Below are 17690 nucleotides of genomic sequence, written 5' to 3'. Positions count from 1 at the left end.
TTAGCTTCGGATAAGTGTTAGAAATTTTTCTGCTTTAGCAACGTCTGCCGCTTCCTGATTTGCAATTGTGATAATTTCCCCGAGTTTGGATTTTGAAATCATTGAAGAGAAGTAGTTCATGTCGGTTGTAACAAGCTCTTTGCAATTCGCAAAAAGTTGGTCTCTGTTCAAAATTGTTTGGAAGCCTAATTTAGGCGTGTTTTTTACATAGTTAGAGTTAGCTGGGTTTGGATTCAGTGACCAAAAACCTTGTATTACTCCTGAAGTCCTTAAAAAATCCACTTTTTTGACGTAGCTGTCAGTAATGGGACTGTTTCCCAATACCACTACTGGAATCTTTGTAGATGAATGACCAGAAACCCTAATGTTTATGGATTTCCCAATAGCCTTCAGCATAGAGTCAGAACGGAGCAAAGCTGGGTTTCCCTTGTGTTGTTTATAGTCCCCAACATACTCAACGGCGTTTGGGTGGGTATATTTGTAGTTTGAAATCACACTCATCTTAATTTCAAAAAGTAGCTTTACATTCTCAGGCTTTTGCACAGTTGTATTTGTTGTACAAAATGCAAGGTCGGCATTTGATTGTCTTGAGAGTCCAAGTTCATCGCAGACCACACCGTTAACTGCATAAAGTCCTAGTTCGTTTGCTATTGGTTCAAATAAAGTCTTGCTCCATTTTTCAGTAAACTGTCCAATCAGAGAATTTCTGCTTTGCAATGTCTGGCCTTCTGCGTCTGCGCCCTTTGGTACGTATGCGAAATACCCGCCTTGCAGATTGTAAAATAATTGTTCCGGTGAAGCAAAATTTTTCAATGCTTCTGTAAAAAAAAGGATTTCAGTTTCGTTGTTCCAAAGTATCATTTCGCCTCTCTTTTAATGCTTTTATCAAAAGATGTACCTTTTTGATTTGCCAAACAGACACTCTTTTTCATCGTGCCTAAGATAGGAACCAGTTGTTCTCAAAGGTTTCGTTCCCCAAATATAGCAGGGTCGATTCAAGCTGGTTACTTTATTTTCCGTTTTATCTCGAAAGAAAACTATGTAACAGTCTTGGAAACGGAGTATCTTTTTTGGCTCTTGATTATTTTCGCCACTTACCCTCAAGAACACTCCTTATTTAATTTGAGGTAGGTACCGCCACTTCCGAGCCAACCCAATCCATCTTTTTCCTCAGCTCACTTCGTTTTACTAAGACTGAAAGAAGCTATGCAAACCGCAGACGCATGAAAAAGTACAATACACCCCTCGCAGAGGGGGGTACCCCCCTTCCAGATACCCCCTCCCCCTGATTTTTGTGGCAGCTGTCACCTTTTTGGTGAGCTGGGTCATCTCTTTGGTGGTCGCTGTCATCTTTTTGGTGAGAGCACTCATCTTTTTCATGCACTGTGCCATCTTTTTGGTGATCGGTGTCGTCTTTTAACCGAACCGGGTCATCTTTTTAGTGGTAGCTGTCACCTTTGAGCTGAGAGCTGTAATGTTTTTGATGACATGGATATGCTTTTTGGTGACCGCTGTTACTTCCGAGCCGACCGCTATTATGTTTTTACGACGCAGATAGGCTTTTTGGTGGTCGCTGTTACTTGCGAGCTGTGGGCCGCTGGTTACTTGGCAGCAGTACGCTGGAAAATGTGTGAAGACACACATAAGGACGGGATGTTGGGATTAGGCACAAGCCTACGTGGCCCGGCGGGCTCATTGTGCCGGGGGAGAGGTGGGTAGCTCACGGCTGCCTACACGACTGGCAAAAGGTTTATTCCTTCGTCAGAAAGTCTGTTACCAAAGAGTTCTTGTCAGACTCCATTTCACTGGTCCAACTGTCTATCCACCATCTGCCTTGTTCAAAATGAAGTTGGATACTATTCAATCCTCTCATGTTTGAAGCAATATTTGGGTCGGTTCTCACTTCAAAAGCACTCCATACCTGGGCGATATTCCCAAAGTGACTAACTTCTCTTTTGAGTTCCTTTTCGTAAAAGTCCTCTTTGGTTGATAATAACAGCGGGATGTATTCTGCTTCTAATGAATGTGATTCAGCATTCCCATTTTCATCTAACTTTGTAATGACAGCATTTGGTGAATGAATGTAACTGTCTCTTTCAAATTGCCAGGGGTCTTGACTTGAGCCTGAAATCACATCATAGTAGGCATCCATGATTGCGCTGATTGATTTTACGTCGTCAGCATATTTTTCTCCTGTGGTTTGTCCAAATACTGACGAACTAAGTACCAATGCAACAACGAATAGTATAGTTTTTCTCATCATTCTAATTTTTACAAACATCCGGGTATGGGTCGATCCATCTCCCTTTTTTATCATTCGGTTAATCTACCACCAATTTCTGAAAGGTGGCCAGGGGTAACCAGGTGTCAGCGGGCAAATTAAAGAGGTTACTCCTGTGCTTGCGGACAGAGTAACCCCTTTAATTGGACAGGGACAACCAAGCGAGCGGCAGTTTGCTTACTACCTAACCCCCTACGCATGGAAGGCAAGTGTTAGAGAGCTTTAGTATTTCTTTTGCCGCAGTGAGTTGGAATCAACAACAGTCAGGGTTCGTCTGAAAAAAAGACCTGGAGTTTCTACTAATCTTTGGAGAATTCTGGATGTTTCCAAGGGATCTACTTGCTGAAACCTTATAAAAATCACCCCAGCTTCCGGCTTATAGCCATGTTTGAAGATGAGTTCGCCGTAGTCACTATCATAAGTCACGATAGTCCGGTTTTCTGCGATAGCGATTTCCATCACTTGTTCATCTGAAATGCCGCTATGGTCCATGCCAATGGCAGTAATGTCGATGCCTTGCGACTTCAAATAGGTAACACTTGAGAGCGGAACATTTTTGTTTGCCAGGAATTTCAAACTGGTTTTGTATTCAGGCGTTGGAGTAGAGGAGTCCGTCTTTTAAGCACTCCTGGATATATGAAAATACGGCCTGTAAGGATTCATGCGTCAAGCGAGGGTAGTTTTCCAATATTTGCTGTTCTGTCCAGCCCTGGGCAAGTAGCCCGATGATATGCTCAACGGAAACCCGGGTTCCTTTGACTGTTGGCTTGCCTAGAAGGACATTATTATCTGATGCTATGTGTTCTCGCCATTCCATATTCAAATTTACGAAAATTATGGATTAAAGGTGCATCAAGCTATGCGCTCTAATATCCTTGTGTGGGCCGGTCCACATCTCTTCTTATCATTCGGTTAATCTACCACCAATTTCTGAAAAAATGACCAGGGGTGTTAGGTAAGAAAATGTGTGAAGACACACATAAGGACGGGATGGCTTTAAACGCAAGCGGAAGCTTCTGCCAGGGGAGATGGGGATCGCTATTTTTTGTTCTTTCTCCATCTGTGAACTTATAAACGGTATTCTTGGTGCCAGAAAATATCCCGTCAAACTGGCAAATAGGATGGGGATAAAGTGTCCGAAACCTGTTAAAGTCGCTAATAAGATCATGGTACTCATGGGGGTTCGGGTTACACAAGCGTTGATGGCGGCCATGCAGCTAACAATGGTTAGTGTCAGATTGATTGCTGGAAACAGGTGCTGGAGTATTAAGCCTAAAGTTGCCCCAACAAAAAACAAGGGAATGATGAATCCACCTCTCCAACCTGACGTTACAGTGATTGAAATCGCCAGAATTTTAAAAGCCAGTATGGCAAACAACAGGCCCAGGGACAGAGTCCCTGCTAATAACCCGTTGATCTCGTGATGGCCGAAATATCGGGTTAGTGGAAAGTAAAATGCGATGACGCCAAGTAGTATTCCACCGATTAATGTCTTGACGTAAATGGGTAGTGGTCTTTTCTCGAAAATGGATTTGAAAAACTTCACGCAAAAATTAGAGCCCCAGCCAAAAATAGTCCCTATTCTTGGAAAAGACTGGGCCTTGGGGCAGACGGCGGATCAATGATATCAGTGAAACGGTTTTGGGTACGAGCCACAAAAGCTCGTACCAGCAGAGGGGCAACAACCTGTTAATCGGTTGGGAAATTCTCTCCAAGAAAATTAAAGATTTTGTCGAAATGATCCACGACGTCGGTATGCCCACCGTCAATGGCTATATGTTGATAAGGATGGCCAAATTCGTACTGCTTCAATCGTAAGACCATCTCATTGCTCATTTTGGTAGAGGGCCACATTTCGTCTTTTTTAGCAGAGAGAAGAAGTATAGGCCCGTTGATGTTCTCCACTTTTATTAAGGCCTTTTCTACCGCTGCTTTGTCTTCCAGCATAATTGTAAAGGCCGAAAGAAGGTCACGGTTCATGGCTGAGGGAACAGCAGCCCACGGCATCGGCACATAGGGCACTTCTTCGCCTTTATAAGTCCACGAAGAAGTAGAAGCAGTGAGTGTTAGCGCCGGAAAAGAACAGTGGCTTGGCACAAGGGCAATTACACAGCTAATGTCTTCAAAATGACTGGCCAACAGCAAGGCTAGTTCTGCCCCCTTCGAGCCGCCTATCAACGCAATCTTATTGCCATCTATTTTAGGGTTTTTAGAGCTATCAATTATTGCTTTATGGATGGCATCAATTGAAATACGGTCAAGCACTTCGGATGTGCCTTTTGCTCCAAAGTAACCGACAGCCAGAAACGCATAGCCTTTGCTGATAAACGCATCACGTTTTGCTTGCCATCTGTCGCTTGTCCAGGCGTTGCCACCTTCGGAGCCTCCCAAGCCGACCAGCAAAGGCTGATTATCACCTTCCCCCAAATAGAGTATGGTTTCGACCTTATCCGAATTTTCAGGAACATCGTTGCTACATGCCACGGCAAAAGCCAAAAAAATGAGTACACTAAGTTTCTTCATCGTATTCTGTTTTTAGAATTAAAATAGGATGTAAACGTAGTTGCCCTCGTTGTGCAAAGCGTTCCAACGTAAAGGTTAGAACCTATTTTACCTCTTCAACGACTGATAATATTGTGACGGTGTCTGGTTCGTGGCTTTCTTGAAAATGGTATTGAAAGAGGTCTTTGAATTGAAGCCGGAATTCAAAGCTATCGCCAGTAGGGTAAGATGGTCATTTCCTGGCTCCTTCATTTTAGCAAGCACCTCCTTTATTCGGTACCTGTTTACAAAGTCAAAGAAATTCTGCTTTTGTTCTTTATTCAACACTTGCGAAAGGTGGTTGACCGAGATTCCCAGCAATTTGGAAAGCTCACCGGCGGTCAGCTCACCATTCAAATAAGGCTTTTTTTCTTCCATCAATGTCAATAGCTGCTCATGATAGGCTTTTGCTTGTAGTGTTGACAAACCAGATCGTTCGTAATACCCTGAAGTTGGCTTTGAGGGCAATTCACCCTTTAGCTCAAGGTTGGTGAAAATGGTGGTCTGTTTGAAGCCATAAAACCCAAGAATGAAGAAAAAGGCTACCGACAATATTTCACTTAAAATGTCTAAAAACTCAGTGGAGAACCAACCGCTGCCAACGGTAAGAGTGCCAAAAGGAACAAGGATAACGGATATAGCCAGCCAAAGGTAAAAGAGGACGTTAAGCCAATTGAGATTAATTTGATCGGTGTTGGAAACAGCTGCCAGTAGGCTCTTTTTATAGGTTTTTAGTAAATAGTAGGAAACGATTAGAAAAATAGGGTCGATGATGAGGAATAGCTCAGCAAAAATTAGCCAGGTTGTGGATAGCCCGCCATTGATGTAAAGCAAACCGTGGTTTATTGATAAAGCGGCACCGTCGAAAACCAAAAGATAGTAGTAAAAAAAATGAACGGTGTAAATGATGAAGGGGAGGAAAAGAACTACATAATGTTTTGTTTGTAATTTTTTTTGTGCGGTGAGCGCATAGATATAAAGAAAGAGAAAAGGTGCATGCAATAGGTAAATACCTTTGCCCATGAGCATCCAGTAGCTGTTCAGCAGCAAGCCGGAGTATTCTATGTAGGTGTAAACATGCCAAAAGGCTGCAAAGGTGAGGTAGAGTATGAGAAACCTGTCAGCAAAGAGTTTATTCTTCTTGCCCAACAACACACTTAGGAGGAGAATTATAAGTGCAAGGCCTACTACTATAAGAGAACTCATCATACGAATATAAAATAGCACTTAATTCTAACCCCCAATGGCAAAGGTAAGCTGTTTTCAAATTTGGCCATGTACTACATAGCCACCGTGCGGTATTTATTGCCTGGTTTCAGTGCTATTTTTTTGCCCCAATTTGTCTTAGGAAGCCTGTGTGTTGAGAAAATTTGATAAGTGGGATTGTCGAACGCTGTTTTATTCAGCACTAAATGTTCGTGTGTTAAAGGCAGGCAATGATTTCAAATCACAGCCATATAAATGCAGATGGTACGTCGATTGAGAGCCAACCACCGCTGTCGAGTGAATGTCATCCTCAGCAAGGGTAATCACCTCGCCTGGGCCGACCGGCACAGTTTTTACTTCATTTACTTTCATTATTTCATTGTTTTCAATCGTGTAGAGGCGATTTAATTCTACGCCGCTTATCCCGGCAATTGCCGCCCAGGTGTGATGAATATGGGGAGGGCTCTTAACTCCTGAAGCGTCGGACACCAAATAGAGCGCTATTCCTGAAGGCTTATCAATGGTGATTTCATAGAGCAATTCCTCGTTTTTATCAGCCGGTCTATACCTGTTCATCCAGAAGTCCTCTTCTCCTGCAAATTGCTTTAAAAGAGCTGCCAGCTTACCAATTGACTGGCTTGAAACTCCATATTCGTCAACTATGGATGAAATTTGATTTCTTATACTTTCAATCGACAATGTGTCTGCCATGTTTTATGTGAAGATTAGTAATTGCTGCGTGAACCAAACCAGTAGCATTTATCTCCGCAATATAGTGGGATTTCACCAAGCCGTTCAGCTTACTTCGCCTATCCTGTCCGTTCAGGCTACTGCCAATTCTCGGAAGTTTTGGGTCTCTTGCGGCAGGGTAAAATGTGTGAACACCGCCACAAAGGCGGGTTTAGCCATGACACGCTATGCGGCAATGGCCTTGTCTTCCCTTGGCCTTGTCCAGGCGTAAAAGACAATGACGGCGGTAATGATGCATTCCGTAATGGCCAGAAAAACATAGAAGCTATACCAGGGGGTGAGTGAAGTAACGGCTATAAGGAGCATCATTAGTGTGAAAAAAGTCCCAAAAATGATGTTGAGAACCCTGCTAACAGGCGCTTTGAGCAGAAGGGACAGGCCAATCATTAATGCAGGAATAGCCAACACTATGGAAGCCATCAATAGGTTTGTAGGGGTGTCTAAGATATTGTCACCGCTAAGGAGTCCGTTCACTTTATTGGGCACGTACAGCTCAAAATAATCGCCATATACATAGCAGAACATGACGGACGTCCATAATGCCGACAGTTTTTGTTTCACATTAATGATGGGTTCCTGCAGTGCTTTTGTAGTCATTTTTGTATTGGATTGGTTGGTAGCAGGATGCGTTAGAGTTGCCGGAGGTTGCATCAGAAGACAAGGCTTCTCGCCGAAACCGCCCGGCAATAGCAAGTGCGGCCTGTCTGCCCTAAATTTTTTAGCGGATCATAATAGTCTGACAGGCCAGTAGTGGACGGATTGCAAAGACACAGACCAGGGCTATCGTGTAGAGACACACTCAAAACCAGGGTTCGTGGAGGCAGCAACATTAAGAGTCTTTTTCGATCTCCAGTTCAAACCCGCTTTCCTTAAGCTCTTCTTCAGTCATTTGGATGATGTTGACGTCCATGGGTACCCGATCCAGCGGTGCATCCAGAGAGTCCGTTTCCATGGTCGCTATTTTGTTCAGTACATCAAGCCCTTTGAACACCTGTCCGAAGATGGTATAGTCCCCATCCAATCGTGGGATACCGTCGCTGTCGTGCACAATGTAGAACTGGCAGCCAGCTGACAACTTTTCGGGGTTGCCGTCTCTGCCGGCACCCACAGCGCCATACACGTGGTTGTGGCTAGGTAGAATTTCAGGATCAAGCAGGTAGGGCGAGTCGCTGAAGCCCTCAGGCGTGTCGGGGCAGCCGCCCTGGATGACAAAGTTCTCGATCACCCGGTTGAAGCTCAGGCTGTCCCAGTAGTTTTCACTAGCCAGTTTGATGAAACTAGCCTTGTGGGTGGGGGTGTCATCGTAGAGCCAGAAGAGCATTTCTCCCTGGGGTGTGATGATTTGGCCGACATCGTAGTGCTTTGTTTCCTTTGGCGAGGAGGTGCAGGCAAAGGCAACGATGGCTATTAATGGAATGAGTTGTTTGTTCATAGAAAGGTAAATTCTGGCTTGTGCTGTGCAACCTCCGTTGGTTACATTTGACCAGCATAAAGTAGGTGATCGTTGGCGAATAACAAAGGGTGTTTTGGCGAATGGATCGGGAGGCCCGGTGTGAAGACACAACCGGGAACTGCGGTTGAGAAGCCTGTTGTGAAGGAACAACCGGGAACTGCAGGCAGTTCACCTCCCCTCAATGGTCTTCGACAGGCTCAGACTGACAGTGACAGGCCCTGGACTGTTTCAAAACATTTTGTTGCTACTTTTAGTCTGGAATAGCACGATCTATTAAAACATGAGACACATCTTCCTTGCCTTTCTATTTGCTGCCTCTGTGGCACAAGCCCAAATCGATCCCGCCAACATCACCATTGCCCGGGATGTTTACGGGGTGCCGCACATTTTTGCACCAACAGACCCGGAAGTGGCCTACGGCCTGGCCTGGGCACATGCCGAGGATGACTTTGAAACCATTCAGCAGGTGGCACTCATTAGCAAGGGGATGCTGGGCTCATATCTTGGAAAGGAGGGAGCCAAGGCTGATTATGCCTTCAAACTACTGAGGTGCAGGCAGCTGGTGGAGGAGCAGTGGAGTACTATTAGCCCTGAGCTCAAAGCCCTGGTTAATGGCTATATCCAGGGGTTAAAGGCCTACGCCGATGCCCACCCCGACGAGGTGCTGAACAAGCATGTTTTCCCAGCCGACGAGAAGGACTATCTGTCGGCCGTGGTTTTTTCTGTGGCGGTGTTCAGTGGGGCCGATCGTGCCCTGTCCAACTTATTCGCAGGCAAGGTGCCCGCACTTCCCGGCTTCGATTCCCGTGGATCTAACGCCTTTGCCATACACTCCAGCAAGACCACAACCGGTGAGGCGTTTCTGGCCATTAATGCCCACCAGCCACAGGAAGGGCCCGTAGCTTTTTATGAGGCGCATGTGCAAAGTGAGGAGGGCTGGAACATGCTTGGTGGTGTTTTTCCGGGAGGCTGCGTCATTTTTCATGGCACCAACGAAAACCTGGGCTGGGCCCACACTGTCAATATGTTCGACAAGGTGGATGTGTTTCAGCTGCAAATGAATCCGTCCAACAGCAACGAATACCGGTTTGACGACCAATGGCTGAAGCTTGAAAAGCAAAAGATCAAACTCAAGGTAAAAGGGATCCCGATCCGCATTGGTAAAAAGGCCTTCTGGAGTGTGTATGGCCCTACTGTAAAGGCCGACAACGGCACTTTCTCTGTTCGTATGCCTGCCCTCATGGATGCCAAAGCCCTGGAGGAGTGGTACAGGATGAACAAGGCCCGCAACTTTTCGGAGTTCTATAAGGCGCTAAGCATGACCAGTCTTCCCATGTTTAATATTGTGTATGCCGACAGGTACGACACCATCTTTTATGTGAGTAACGGCAAGGTGCCCCGTCGCAACCCCGACCCAAAGTACCAGTGGGACAGGACGCTGCCAGGCAACACATCAGCCACTCTCTGGACAGCATTCAAAAGCATAGAGGAGCTGCCTCAGTATGTAAACCCAAAGGCAGGCTACCTCTTCAATACCAACCATGCGCCTTTCCTTGCCACGGCCCCGGCTGACAATCTCGATACTGCTAATTTTGACCCCAACGATGGCTTCTTCCGCCGCCACAATAATCGGAGCAAGCGAGTGACGGAAATAATGCCTGTCGGTAAACTGGATTACGACACCTTCAGGCAGATCAAATTTGACCAGCAGTTACCGAAGGAGCTCCAGTACGAGATCAATCTCGATGCCTTTTGGACATTGGATGCACGGAAGTATCCCGATTTGGAGAATGTGATCAACAGTTTGCAGCTGTGGGACAGGAAAGCTACAGTGGATAGCCGGGGAGCGGCTGTTTTTCTGCTGATGTATTATAAACTCTATAGCAAGTACCGCAACGCCACTGGGTTCTTGCCAGAGGAGGAAGCTGTGGCCACCTACCAGTACGTGTATGATTATATGATGGAGCATTTCGGCAACGACCTGGTAGTATTGGGTGATATTCAGAAGCTGGTGCGGGGTGGTGTGGCATACCCCATATGGGGCTTGCCCGATGCGCTGACGGCCATTCACTCACGGGAACAACCCGACGGCACCCGCAAAGCGGTTTCAGGCGATGCTTATATTGCCTTTGTACGTTACCCCAAGGAGGGCTTGCCCATCATAGAAACGGTGAATACCTACGGAGCCAGCATGCACCCCGATTCGCCCCACTTCAAAGACCAGCTGGAGCGGTTCCAAAATCAGCAGCCCAAGCACATGACCCTTGACAAAGCGGAGGTGTTGCGCACGGCGGAAAGAGTGTATCATCCGGTGAAGTAGGGGGCAGTATCAGGCTGACTTCCATGGCATATTTTAGCAAGAAAAAACCATAAAAAAAGCGTGTCTGGAGAGACACGCTATCAATTCATGATTCTGTTAATCACCCATTTGCACTGTCAAGCAGCTTCTGGATCATTTGATCCAGGTACTCATTTAATGCTTGAAGTGATTTGGTTTTATAGGCCTCTCTGTCTGCTTTTACCTGATGGCTTACCTCTATCTTTTTGTCCTGAGTAATCACAATGTTCGCATAAGATGGCTTGTAACTGTTACTTGATACATATTCTTTAAACTTCTTTTGCTCAACTACTCCTTCAATGGAGATATCACTTTTAGGACTGAATTGTATGATGGACAGCGCACCAGCACCCACCGCACCGCCTTTCCAAACCACTCTTTCAAGTGAAGGAGAAGTTTCGATTTTTGAGCCGAAAAAACCTTCAGATGAAGTGCCTATTGCTGTTGCGGCTAATACAAAATTGACGTTCCCTTTCATTTTGGCCGCTCCTGCAAAGCTACTGCCCTCAATGGTCACAAACTGAAAACTCACATTGGCTTCCAATACTGGAATATCGCCAAGCTCCTTTGATAATTTAGGTGTAACATCAAAAAAGGCATCCTTGGCTTTTCCTTTGTTGGTCACTCTTTTTACATAGTAATCATATCCTGTTGGGGCTGTTGAGATATAACCTATAATTTGCGCTTGACTCGGGGTGCCACCAGTCAATTTGGTATAATCCTGGAACATTTCTGCTTTACCAGCTTCTTCACTGCCAACTATCTCATAACCTGCGTCGGTCAGTTTGTTCACCATTCTTTTGTAGGCTGCATCAGTAATTTCCTGAAAGTCTTCAGTCTCCAGACCAACCAGCCCCACAGACATCATCGACGTGGCTCTGTCCAGGTCTGAGTTAGTGGTGGTTTCTGAGTTAGACGATAGTACCTGATAGTTGACAAAAAAGTCTTTGACATAAATCTTTTTAGGAGCCTTTTTGATCTTGTTTTCACCATAGCCCCAGTCTTTGACATTTTTTTCATTGACAATTTGGCTATTGCCTAAAAAAGGCATGCAAAGCAGTGCGAGAACTAATAACTTTTTCATAAGTCTAAATTTTGTATGGTGGCAAATTTAGGTCTATGAATGAGGCAATAGTATACCCCGGAGAGGGTATATAGTACTACCGTTAAAACACACACTTAGTGGACTTGAGGACTTTCGGATACCAGTGGAAGCTCACTTTTCCTCTTTTAACTCCCGCAAAAAGTCAATAGACTCCTGAAGCCCCTTGTTGGGGAACATCCGCAGAAAGAAAACGACAATACCTGCCACCACAGCACTGCCCGCTACATATGAATAGATCCATTGGCTGCCAAACTCGTACAAGCTAACCTCCGCTGCCGCTTTGGCTATCACGATCAGAAAAGGTGCTGAAAACAATGGTATGATAACCAGCAGGCTATAAGCGTCATATGCTTCAAGCTTTTTCAATGTTGACAGCTTTCGCTGAGCCTCTGCCACCGAGGCCTTAGCGTTGATCGTGAAAAGCATTACCAACTGCCCAATGTCAAAAATCAGGCTGTACAGCGTGATGACTATTAGCATAGTGGCTGGGATGAGAAACAAGGGCTCGGCGTGGTGCCGGAAGGCAAAGCCCGACAGAAAATCCAGGAACCAGATGCCCACCACAATTTGGACAATACTTGTCCATTTGATCTCTGAAAGACTGGATTTCACCTTACTGAAGCTGATTGTCTTTACCAGTTCTTTGTTGATTTTTACCGTTTGATCCAGCGTAGGGTTGGCGTTGTTCCATATGTCTGTTAGTTGTTCAAATTCCATGGCCTTTTTATTTAGTTGTTTCAAAATGTGATTTTAACTCTTCTTTGATTCTCAGCTTTCGGGTGGAGATATTGGATGCCGAGAGACCCATGACTTCTGCTATTTCTTTGTTGCTGCACCCTTCAAGTTGCAGCACCACAACCGCCTTGTCGACCGGCTTGAGCAGGTCGATGGCACGGTAAAGATGCTCCAGGTTTTCATCTGTCGTTTCGGCTTCTACCTGCATAATTTCGCCTTCGCTGTATTTGTTCGTCTGCACTGCACTTCGTGTAGTCACTTTTCTCAGGTGTGAGATGGAAGTGTTGAGGGCGATGCGGTACGTCCAGGTCGAAACGGCGTAGGTGTCGTCGTAATTGGGAAACGCTTTCCATAACTGCAGGGTGATGTCCTGCATCAGGTCCTTGCGCTCTTCTTCGTCTTTGCAGTAGACCCTGGCTACTTTGGCGATCAGTTTTTTGCAGCTTTCGAGGTAGTCGATGAAGAGGGCTTCCTGTTGTTGTGTTCGTTTCACCTTCCTGAGTTTAAGCGATTTTTAGTGCCTTTACTTCATTATTCGCATGAGGTGCTGAAATGTCACAACAGAGGAAAATTATTTTTGAAAATAAAAAAGAGAATGTGAAGAAGGGGCCTATTCTATACGCTTCCGCAGCAGGGTGTAGTTTTTGGTGGAGTCTCCTGGTGTTACAACAGGCATGGTGTAATCTCCTTCCGGCATCAGCATGGGCATTCGGTCGTTGTGAGATTTCGTAACCAACCCTCCCAAATCACCTTCCAGAGTGATTTCAATATCATCATCAGGCACAAAATATTTCAGCGCCGACGGCACTTTATTTCCAGGGATTTGCAAAGGGGACAAGTAAGCCGACAATGTATCAATCTGCTGACCAGGAAGTGACTTTTTGGTGGGAGGGGTAACGCTGAGACCAGTTTGCGAAAAAGCGAACGTGGCTGTTAAGCAGATAAGCAAGACTAGAAAGAGGCTTTTTGTCATTTTTTCTCCTTTTACATGGATGTGAATATACAAAAACATTGCCAGTTACTTGGCTTTTAGGTAGCCAGTATGCAGTTGTTAGTCAATCCACAAAAGCGGCTGCCTGATAAAGAAATTCCGAACCACCTCATCTTCCTGTGAGTCTGCCGGCAAGGTTTTCCAAAGTTTCAGGTACCCATCATCTCCATAGGCCATGTAGGCAAACAGCAGGGCTGACTGCCGCATGGGCCATTCGTCAAAGTACATCACGTCGGGAGCGTAGGGCCACTGCGATTTGTCGGCGATGTAGGGCGCCATGAAGTCGACGGCCTTTCTGACCTGGAGCGAATCGCCAGCCTGGTATTGCCATACTTCATGGGAGCGGCCGCCCAGGATATGCAAAAGGGTGTACATCGCATCAAGGTTGAAAAGCGAATAGCCATAGGGCTTGGTGCGGGCCAGCTCTTTCGGGAAAGACCCGTCGGCGGCCATTTGCTCCGGCAGGAGTGTTTTTTCATAGAAGTCTTTGGTGCTGTTCAAAAGGGAATCATTGCCTGTAAACGTCGCATATTGGACCACTTGCATGGCCCAGCAGGTGCTGTGGTTATTGCCATTGTCCCGCTCTTCGATGCCATAAGGATGGGTGGTGATCCAACCGTTGAATTGAGCGAACCAGGTTTTGGTTTTTTCCAGCGCATCATCTTTCAGTAAACCATTTTCTTCCAGTACCATCAGCGCCTGCGCTACTTCTACCAAATGAATAGCGTCGATGATGCCAATGCCCCTGCCCGTCACTCTGCCAAAGATTGCCTGACTGTACAGCATGTCGGGGTTCATGCGGGTAGCCTCATTCACAAACCAGGCATTGCTGTGCTCAATGGCTTTCAGGGCGTATTTGTCTTCGTGATTGATTGTCCAGGCAGCGACTAATGTCGGTACGACGATGCTCAACCGCCGCATGCGGTTGCGGTGTTCGAAAAAGTTGTCCGGATTGGTGAGCCCATCTTTCCTGATATAAGGCCCACCAGGGTTCTCAGGGTCCGGCCACCAGTAGTCGCCTTCAGAATAGAAGTCGTGCGGGCCGCCGGCTGAGCGGCGGCTTGTGACTTCGGTGATGGTTTGAATGTCGGCTGTCAGGTAGTCGTCGGCTGCTGAGAGCACCCTTTCTTTCTCCAAAAGCAGCAAGTCATCCCTGAAATTTTCTTGAGCGGTGCTACAGCCAAAAACAGCCAACAGCAGGTATATACAGAATTGGACAAAACGATTTTGCATGCAAAACACGGGGTAACTACATCGCTAATATAAGCAATGAGCGATATCCAGCATCGAAGAGACTCAGGTACTTAGTTAGTCATATCTCAATGTCTTGCTCGGATCCAGTTTCATCACCCGCAGCAGCTCTCGGGCCACGGTTCCTGTGGAGATCAGCAATAGCAAAACCAATGTGGCCACGAACGGCGTGCCGGTCAGCGAGATATGATAGCCGAAATTCTGCAGCCACTCATTGGCCACATAGTACCCTACCGGCCATGCAATGACGCTTGCGAGAAGGATAGCCACCAAAAACTGCTTTGAGAAAAGGTGGGAGATGTGCAGGTAGCTGGCGCCGAGCACTTTCCTAATCCCTACCTCTTTGGTTTTTTGCTGAGTAACAAACCTGATATAGCCGAACAGGCCGAGACAAGTGGTGATAAGCGCCAGCAAGGCCATGGCTCCAAGTCCGCCGGCGAGCCGTTTTTCTGTTTCATAGAGCCTTTCAAACTCGTCATCCAGAAAGGTGTATTCGAACGGAAACTCGGGAAACATATCTGACCAGGTGGCTTCCAAATGCGCCAACCCCTCGGGAATATGGTTACCGTTGAGCTTTACGTTTATGTAGAAGTACCAGTAAGGCTTAACCAGAAAAATCATGGGTTTGATGGTGGAGTGAAGGGACTCAAAATGAACATCGGGTATTACACCAATCACTTTGCCTTTTCTTTTTTCGACTGGTTCGCCCGGGTCGCCTGTGTTGAATTCGGTATCCAGTGTAGCTCCAACCGGGCGGTCGATTCCCAGCAGCTTCACGGCGCTTTCATTGAGAATAAATGACCTCTTATCGCCACCAGCTATCCTTTCGAAGCCCTGGCCTTCGAGAAAATCAATTTTGTAGGTAGTGAAAAAGTCTTCGTCTACCGAATTGGCTGCTATTTTGATCTCTTCCTGCCCGTTGTAGGTCACACCAATGGTGTTGCCAATGCCATCGGTAGGTTTGTAAAAGGAGAGTGACACACTTTCAATCACTGGATTGGCCATGACACTGTTTTTGAACACATCGGGATTGTCACGGATTTGGCGGCCATGAGGGATATACACTACCTGGTCTTTGGAATAGCCAATGGACTGGTTTTGCACGTAGTCGATCTGCTCAAAAATGACAATGCAGAAAATGATCAGGGCTGACGCAAACACGTACTGGAGGGTGAGCAAAGCCTTTCTCAGGAACACGCCTGCTTTTCTTCTTTTCAATTGAATCGACTCCGCAATATTGGATCTCGAAAAGAGAATCGCAGGATAAAGCCCGGTCACCAGGGTCGTAACGATGATGAGCCCCGGGAGTGCAATGAGTAACCAGAGGTGCTCGCCGAGGCTCAAAGTGAGGTTGGAGGCCATCAGGTAATTAAATCCATCAATGCTAAGGGGCAACAGGAGCAGGGCTAGCCCAAAACTGACAATAACCAGCAGGAAGGTTTCGAAAACGAATTGCGAAATTACCTGGTACCTCGAAGCCCCAATGGCCCGTCTGATGCCCACTTCCTTACCCCTTTCATGCAATTGTGCTACCGTGAGGGTGACAAAATTGACGGAGGTAATGATCAGCACCAGTAGCCCGACAGCCACAGCCAGCTGAGGGTAGATAGGATCAATCACATTGGCATAGTTAGTAATGACCGAGGGGTCGGTGTGAATGGACTGCACAGGCTGCAGAAATCCAAGATAGGCTTCGCTTGGCTTTTCAGTGTCCTTCACATATTTGGCTACAAAAGCCGGGAAACCTTCTTCCAATTGATCCTTGCTCGTTGCAGGAGTAAGCTTTGCATAGGTGTAGCAGTAGTTCATGCTCCAGCTATCGGTTATGCTGGGTGGGAAAAGCGCTTCCGTTGTACTGAACGACACCAGAAAGTCGAAATTGATGTGCATATTATCTGGCCAGCGATCAATAACACCTGTGACTTTCAATGTTGAAAAGTCTCCGTTCCATTTAAATTCAAGCAAGTCGCCAGGAACTACTGGCTGATTGAAGTATTTTTCAGCCGCAGCGCTGGTCAGCACAACGCTGTAAGGCTCCTGAAGGGCTGTGGCAGGATTTCCCTGGAAATCTTCAAATGGGAAGATCTGTAGAAAATTGCCGTCAGCCCAGATCATTTTCTCCTCATAAAAAGACTTGTCATCTTTTCTAAAAAGCGTTTTCGACCGATCCTTGAAAAAATGAGTGAACAGGTGCTCTGGGTACTCGTTTTGCAGTGTTTCAGCCAATGGAAACGTGGTGGTAGCCAGTTTGCCAGCTTCGGTGGTGCGAACGATGCGGTAAATTTGATCAGCCTGAGAATGGAAGGAGTCGAATGACTGCTCATAGTTGTAATAGAAAAGGGAAAGCAATAGAGCTGCCACGCCCAGCGAAAGCCCGACGACTCTGATGGCGCTGTAAAGCATGTTTCTTTTGAACAGGCGGAGGGAAGAGGTAAGAAAATTGCTGAGCATAGTAAAGTGGCTTAAAATAGATACTGTTTCTTTATTGAGCTCGGGCAGGCCTCTTTGCTCAAACCTGCCCAGCACCTGATCATAGGCATCTCTGAACGGCTCGCCCATTGCCATCCGCTTCTCTATTTCGCTGCAAACATGATCCACCAGGTCTTCGTGCAAAGGGCCATAAGTGATGCCTTTTCGCAGGAGGTCTTTTTCGATAAGCGCTATTTGGGAGTCCTTCAATTTCATGCCGATCCAGGGTTGGGTTGCATCAGGAGCTTCATGGTCATCATAAACCGGTTGAGCTCTTCCATGCGCAAGGCAGCTTCAGAGGAGCCAGTTGTGGTAATGGAATAGTAGCGTCGCACTCTGCGACCAATATTCACCTTCTCCATTTTCAGGAAGCCCTCTTCTGTCATTTTATGGAGAATAGGATAAAGAGAGCCTTCAGGCAGTTGTATTTCCCCTTTCGATTCCTCCTTTACCCGCTGGCTGATTTCGTAGCCGTACATTCTTTTGTTCTCGTTCAGCAGTTTGAGAATCACGGTTTGATAGGTGCCTTTGAGGAGTTGAGATGAATACATAATCAATAAGTTGTAATGC

The 17690-nt window shown here is 46.3% G+C and carries 18 protein-coding genes; 1 reads left to right on the top strand and 17 read right to left on the bottom strand.

Going from position 1 to position 17690, the window contains the following annotated elements; translation table 11 throughout:
- The 10 genes from RIF36_RS16050 to RIF36_RS16005 form a co-directional block, all read right to left on the bottom strand.
- The gene (locus RIF36_RS16050) at positions 1 to 861 is read right to left on the bottom strand and encodes a hypothetical protein (protein ID WP_350120964.1); all 861 of its coding nucleotides are present in this window, start codon (positions 859 to 861) and stop codon (positions 1 to 3) included.
- An 889-nt stretch (positions 862 to 1750) separates the two neighbouring features.
- Positions 1751 to 2263, bottom strand: a complete 513-nt coding sequence (locus RIF36_RS16045; protein ID WP_350149393.1) for a hypothetical protein — start codon at positions 2261 to 2263, stop codon at positions 1751 to 1753.
- Between the two features lie 240 nt (positions 2264 to 2503).
- Positions 2504 to 2857: a DUF5615 family PIN-like protein gene (locus RIF36_RS16040; protein ID WP_350120958.1), complete on the bottom strand. Its 354-nt coding sequence runs from the start codon at positions 2855 to 2857 to the stop codon at positions 2504 to 2506.
- A 13-nt stretch (positions 2858 to 2870) separates the two neighbouring features.
- Positions 2871 to 3098, bottom strand: a complete 228-nt coding sequence (locus tag RIF36_RS16035) for a DUF433 domain-containing protein (protein WP_350120955.1) — start codon at positions 3096 to 3098, stop codon at positions 2871 to 2873.
- Positions 3099 to 3185: 87 nt separating this feature from the next.
- Entirely contained in the window at positions 3186 to 3854 is a 669-nt protein-coding gene (locus RIF36_RS16030; protein WP_350121103.1) for a chloride channel protein, read from the bottom strand.
- Between the two features lie 116 nt (positions 3855 to 3970).
- On the bottom strand, positions 3971 to 4804 hold the full coding sequence (locus RIF36_RS16025) for an acyl-CoA thioester hydrolase/BAAT C-terminal domain-containing protein (RefSeq protein ID WP_350068808.1): 834 nt from the start codon (positions 4802 to 4804) through the stop codon (positions 3971 to 3973).
- Between the two features lie 87 nt (positions 4805 to 4891).
- A complete protein-coding gene (locus tag RIF36_RS16020; protein ID WP_350120951.1) occupies positions 4892 to 6031 on the bottom strand; it encodes a helix-turn-helix domain-containing protein in 1140 nt (379 codons plus the stop codon).
- A 189-nt stretch (positions 6032 to 6220) separates the two neighbouring features.
- Positions 6221 to 6739: a hypothetical protein gene (locus tag RIF36_RS16015; protein WP_350120949.1), complete on the bottom strand. Its 519-nt coding sequence runs from the start codon at positions 6737 to 6739 to the stop codon at positions 6221 to 6223.
- A 204-nt stretch (positions 6740 to 6943) separates the two neighbouring features.
- Positions 6944 to 7375, bottom strand: a complete 432-nt coding sequence (locus RIF36_RS16010) for a DUF6326 family protein (RefSeq protein WP_350120946.1) — start codon at positions 7373 to 7375, stop codon at positions 6944 to 6946.
- Positions 7376 to 7607: 232 nt separating this feature from the next.
- Entirely contained in the window at positions 7608 to 8210 is a 603-nt protein-coding gene (locus RIF36_RS16005) for a peptidylprolyl isomerase (protein ID WP_350120943.1), read from the bottom strand.
- A 301-nt stretch (positions 8211 to 8511) separates the two neighbouring features.
- Between RIF36_RS16005 and RIF36_RS16000 the strand changes: the two genes are divergently transcribed.
- Positions 8512 to 10551, top strand: a complete 2040-nt coding sequence (locus tag RIF36_RS16000) for a penicillin acylase family protein (RefSeq protein WP_350120940.1) — start codon at positions 8512 to 8514, stop codon at positions 10549 to 10551.
- 100 nt (positions 10552 to 10651) lie between these two features.
- Here the strand turns inward: RIF36_RS16000 and RIF36_RS15995 are convergent, their stop codons facing one another.
- From RIF36_RS15995 to RIF36_RS15965, 7 genes are all read right to left on the bottom strand, one after another.
- A complete protein-coding gene (locus RIF36_RS15995; protein WP_350120937.1) occupies positions 10652 to 11653 on the bottom strand; it encodes a hypothetical protein in 1002 nt (333 codons plus the stop codon).
- A gap of 132 nt (positions 11654 to 11785) precedes the next feature.
- The gene (locus RIF36_RS15990) at positions 11786 to 12391 is read right to left on the bottom strand and encodes a hypothetical protein (RefSeq protein ID WP_350120934.1); all 606 of its coding nucleotides are present in this window, start codon (positions 12389 to 12391) and stop codon (positions 11786 to 11788) included.
- Positions 12392 to 12398: 7 nt separating this feature from the next.
- Positions 12399 to 12902 carry an RNA polymerase sigma factor gene (locus tag RIF36_RS15985; RefSeq protein ID WP_350120931.1) on the bottom strand — a complete coding sequence of 168 codons (504 nt, stop codon included), beginning with the start codon at positions 12900 to 12902 and terminating at the stop codon, positions 12399 to 12401.
- Between the two features lie 117 nt (positions 12903 to 13019).
- Positions 13020 to 13382 carry a hypothetical protein gene (locus tag RIF36_RS15980; protein ID WP_350120928.1) on the bottom strand — a complete coding sequence of 121 codons (363 nt, stop codon included), beginning with the start codon at positions 13380 to 13382 and terminating at the stop codon, positions 13020 to 13022.
- 78 nt (positions 13383 to 13460) lie between these two features.
- Complete coding sequence (locus tag RIF36_RS15975) at positions 13461 to 14633, bottom strand: alginate lyase family protein (RefSeq protein WP_350120925.1); 1173 nt, start codon at positions 14631 to 14633, stop codon at positions 13461 to 13463.
- Between the two features lie 75 nt (positions 14634 to 14708).
- Positions 14709 to 17336 carry an ABC transporter permease gene (locus RIF36_RS15970; protein ID WP_350120922.1) on the bottom strand — a complete coding sequence of 876 codons (2628 nt, stop codon included), beginning with the start codon at positions 17334 to 17336 and terminating at the stop codon, positions 14709 to 14711.
- Complete coding sequence (locus RIF36_RS15965) at positions 17333 to 17671, bottom strand: PadR family transcriptional regulator (RefSeq protein ID WP_350120919.1); 339 nt, start codon at positions 17669 to 17671, stop codon at positions 17333 to 17335. The genes RIF36_RS15970 and RIF36_RS15965 overlap by 4 nt, the downstream gene beginning before the upstream one ends.
- Positions 17672 to 17690 lie beyond the last annotated feature (19 nt).

Origin of the sequence: Imperialibacter sp. (assembly GCF_040222815.1) — a bacterium.
In the GTDB taxonomy this organism is placed as follows: domain Bacteria; phylum Bacteroidota; class Bacteroidia; order Cytophagales; family Cyclobacteriaceae; genus Imperialibacter.
This window is presented reverse-complemented; position numbering and strand designations above follow the sequence as displayed.

Excerpts from the sequence above, each read along its gene's own strand:
- RIF36_RS15995 (WP_350120937.1), bottom strand. The coding sequence starts at position 11,653 with ATGAAAAAGTTATTAGTTCTCGCACTGCTTTGCATGCCTTTTTTAGGC.
- RIF36_RS16035 (WP_350120955.1), bottom strand. The coding sequence starts at position 3,098 with ATGGAATGGCGAGAACACATAGCATCAGATAATAATGTCCTTCTAGGC.
- RIF36_RS16015 (WP_350120949.1), bottom strand. The coding sequence starts at position 6,739 with ATGGCAGACACATTGTCGATTGAAAGTATAAGAAATCAAATTTCATCC.
- RIF36_RS15970 (WP_350120922.1), bottom strand. The coding sequence starts at position 17,336 with ATGAAATTGAAGGACTCCCAAATAGCGCTTATCGAAAAAGACCTCCTG.
- RIF36_RS16000 (WP_350120940.1), top strand. The coding sequence starts at position 8,512 with ATGAGACACATCTTCCTTGCCTTTCTATTTGCTGCCTCTGTGGCACAA.
- RIF36_RS16050 (WP_350120964.1), bottom strand. The coding sequence starts at position 861 with ATGATACTTTGGAACAACGAAACTGAAATCCTTTTTTTTACAGAAGCA.
- RIF36_RS16025 (WP_350068808.1), bottom strand. The coding sequence starts at position 4,804 with ATGAAGAAACTTAGTGTACTCATTTTTTTGGCTTTTGCCGTGGCATGT.
- RIF36_RS15980 (WP_350120928.1), bottom strand. The coding sequence starts at position 13,382 with ATGACAAAAAGCCTCTTTCTAGTCTTGCTTATCTGCTTAACAGCCACG.
- RIF36_RS15975 (WP_350120925.1), bottom strand. The coding sequence starts at position 14,633 with ATGCAAAATCGTTTTGTCCAATTCTGTATATACCTGCTGTTGGCTGTT.
- RIF36_RS15965 (WP_350120919.1), bottom strand. The coding sequence starts at position 17,671 with ATGTATTCATCTCAACTCCTCAAAGGCACCTATCAAACCGTGATTCTC.
- RIF36_RS16010 (WP_350120946.1), bottom strand. The coding sequence starts at position 7,375 with ATGACTACAAAAGCACTGCAGGAACCCATCATTAATGTGAAACAAAAA.
- RIF36_RS15990 (WP_350120934.1), bottom strand. The coding sequence starts at position 12,391 with ATGGAATTTGAACAACTAACAGACATATGGAACAACGCCAACCCTACG.
- RIF36_RS16020 (WP_350120951.1), bottom strand. The coding sequence starts at position 6,031 with ATGATGAGTTCTCTTATAGTAGTAGGCCTTGCACTTATAATTCTCCTC.
- RIF36_RS16005 (WP_350120943.1), bottom strand. The coding sequence starts at position 8,210 with ATGAACAAACAACTCATTCCATTAATAGCCATCGTTGCCTTTGCCTGC.
- RIF36_RS16045 (WP_350149393.1), bottom strand. The coding sequence starts at position 2,263 with ATGATGAGAAAAACTATACTATTCGTTGTTGCATTGGTACTTAGTTCG.